This window comes from Kistimonas scapharcae, from assembly GCF_039540975.1.
GTDB classification, from domain to species: Bacteria; Pseudomonadota; Gammaproteobacteria; order Pseudomonadales; family Endozoicomonadaceae; genus Kistimonas; species Kistimonas scapharcae.
Genome location: NZ_BAABFL010000285.1, coordinates 1 through 2,506 on the forward strand (window position 1 = coordinate 1; position 2,506 = coordinate 2,506).

Here is a 2,506-nt window from a genome sequence, read left to right on the forward strand (position 1 = left end):
TTTTGCCTGAAGAGCACAGGGGACGCTCTCTTCATTCAATTTAGCCTTACTTCTTCAGATCGTTAAGCGGGAGTTAAGGGAATCAGTTGCCGGTTGATTTTCTTAAATATTATCAGGGGAAGCTTGACAGGATTCCTGAGTGGAAGATGGACTGGGCGTTTGAAGGAGGACAAACTTTACGGGAGTATTTGAATCAATACCGTGTGACACTCAAGTATCCTAATAGTGATAAAACATTAACAACCAGTCTTGCGGGTTACTGCGAGCGCCTCGACACTATGCAATTTTATCATTCGCTTGAATATGATGTGAAAATGAAGCAAGTGTTATCCAAAAAAGGGGGAAATAAAGAGACTGTGTCGAGGCCGCACTATACTATCGAACAAAAAGAATTGGCATTAGATTTGCGAAAACAAGGTAAGACATGGGCTGAAATAAAGGCGGAGACTGGGGTGCCTGCTAATGTAGTGAAGCGCTATGAAAATAGTCTAAAAATAGAAGCGGAGGTGGAACGCCAGCCAGCTTCAGAGCAAGGCGTTGCCTCAAATCCTGTTAGCGTTTCAGCAGGGCGTGTTACGGTGGAATCGAATCCTCTTAGCAGACAGTCGCCGTTTGTTCTTCCTATACCCATTCCTGCGCCAATCCTTGTTCCTGTACCTGTTTTGATTCCAGTTCCAGTTCCAGTTCCTGTACCCATTATTTTCCCCAGCCCCCTACCTGCGGCGGGAAGGGATGATTCATCCGATGAGCAGTAATGTTTCAACTCTGCGTCTTGTATTCAGGGTAATTAGTCAGGCCATCAGTACAGTCGGTGGATTTGTTCTGTAGGTGACGTAGTGCGGATGCAGTGCGACAGCCTGGCTGTACAGGAGAAGGTATCACGCTTCACCCTTCTGCTGCCGTATGCCAGAAAATCAGGCACTGGCAGCCTACGTGCAATGGAGGTTGCGGCGGGCTGTGTTCATAGATCAGTTGCAGCGATTCACAGTCAGCGCAGTCATCGCAGCTTTTGACTTCCCAGCGAAGCTTCTCACCTTCAGGCGCGGTGATAAGCCGGAAGGTATTGGTTCTGGCAACGCTATAAGTGCCTTTCATCAACTTGGCCAGCGCATCATAGTATTGCCAGGACACCTGTAAATCACGGACCTTTTTGGTCAGGCCTTTTGGTGGAATCAGGTAGTAGAGTTCGTTCAGGGGAAGCATATTAACGAGTTTGCCCGAAACACCTTTTGCGCCGTCCAGCAGGGAGATCGCATCGGACTTGGATTTGGCTTTTTCATGGATGTTACAGTCCGCAATCAATTCGGAGAGATCGGTCATGGTGAGTTGCTGCAGCAAGACGGATTGTGGAATATCTGCGCCCTGCAGGCAGAGGTTGGCGTTAACCAGTTTTTTCATATGCTGAATCACCAGCTTGTCATTGTCACTGACCTGCATGATTTTTTCGATGTGCGCGGCATACGGCATATAGATTTCATGAGCCTCTTTACCATGGCTGTTGATAATCATCTCATCAAGGCCTTTGGTATCGGGCAGATCCTGCAATAAGGGCGCAATGTCGGAAGAGAGCCTGATGGGGAGTGACTGTATAGCCTTGTCGATAAATTCGCTCATCATGTAGTTTTTGTCGTTTTTTTTTGCATTCTCCCATTCTGGCGAGTTGGCAATCAGTGAAGTGAGGGAATCCTTGAACGGTTTTTTGTGCGTTTTTATGTAGGCGTCAATTTCAAGGCAATGCACCTGATAGCGTGCAAGCACCGGTGCGAGTGGTGCCTTTTCCAGCCATTCACCATTTTCGTAATGATCAATTCGCTCTCTTACCGCCTGGGCAATTTCTTTGGATTCGGTTGCCAGGGTTAGCTGAAAGGTAGTGCCAGGGTTAAGCAGATAGCCGTTGGCTGTTTTCTCTACAGGGGGGATCTGGTAGATCAGGCGGCCTGAGTCGTTGGTGCTCAGTGCGCTGTTCTGGGGTGTTTTTTCTGTTGCAGGCAGGGTTGTCGGTGCAGCCTCTTCTTCATCCTTATGGGCATTCGGTGCCACGTAGGCAGTGTCAGAGGTTGCCGGACCGGCAAGATAGATAAACAGAAAGGTTACCAGGCCAGACAGGGTGGGAGGCATCCAGCCGACGGTTTGATCAACGGCCATGGCAAGGGTGATGATCCCGCAGATCAACCCGATCAGGTAAAACAGCATTACTTTTATATAGGCCATGGGTTGCTGCGCTCCTGCCGACAACCGTGTCTTCAATCTTACTATGTTTACCATTTCTGGATGAGTATCGTAAACCGGTTATCTTCCTTAGCAATGATGACATAGGTGTTTGGTTTACTGATGCTATCACTGTTTGACAGGAACTTATTGCCTAGTAATCTCTCTGCTTCGAATTGAAGGTGATTTTGTGTGTTTCGAGAATTGTTACCGGTTAAGAAACCTGCGAGCAAGTGACTTTAAAGAAATGCAGTGAATGACAAATCATTAATTCACTATTATCCAGCATGAAACTGAC

The 2,506-nt window shown here is 47.5% G+C and carries 2 protein-coding genes; one reads left to right on the forward strand and one right to left on the reverse strand.

Going from position 1 to position 2,506, the window contains the following annotated elements; genetic code table 11:
• Nucleotides 1-86 precede the first annotated feature (86 nt).
• Nucleotides 87-755: a hypothetical protein gene (locus ABD892_RS11095; RefSeq protein WP_345195714.1), complete on the forward strand. Its 669-nt coding sequence runs from the start codon at nucleotides 87-89 to the stop codon at nucleotides 753-755.
• Between the two features lie 130 nt (nucleotides 756-885).
• On the opposite strand, the gene ABD892_RS11100 is transcribed toward ABD892_RS11095, so the two are convergent.
• Nucleotides 886-2,211: a hypothetical protein gene (locus ABD892_RS11100; protein WP_345195716.1), complete on the reverse strand. Its 1,326-nt coding sequence runs from the start codon at nucleotides 2,209-2,211 to the stop codon at nucleotides 886-888.
• Nucleotides 2,212-2,506 lie beyond the last annotated feature (295 nt).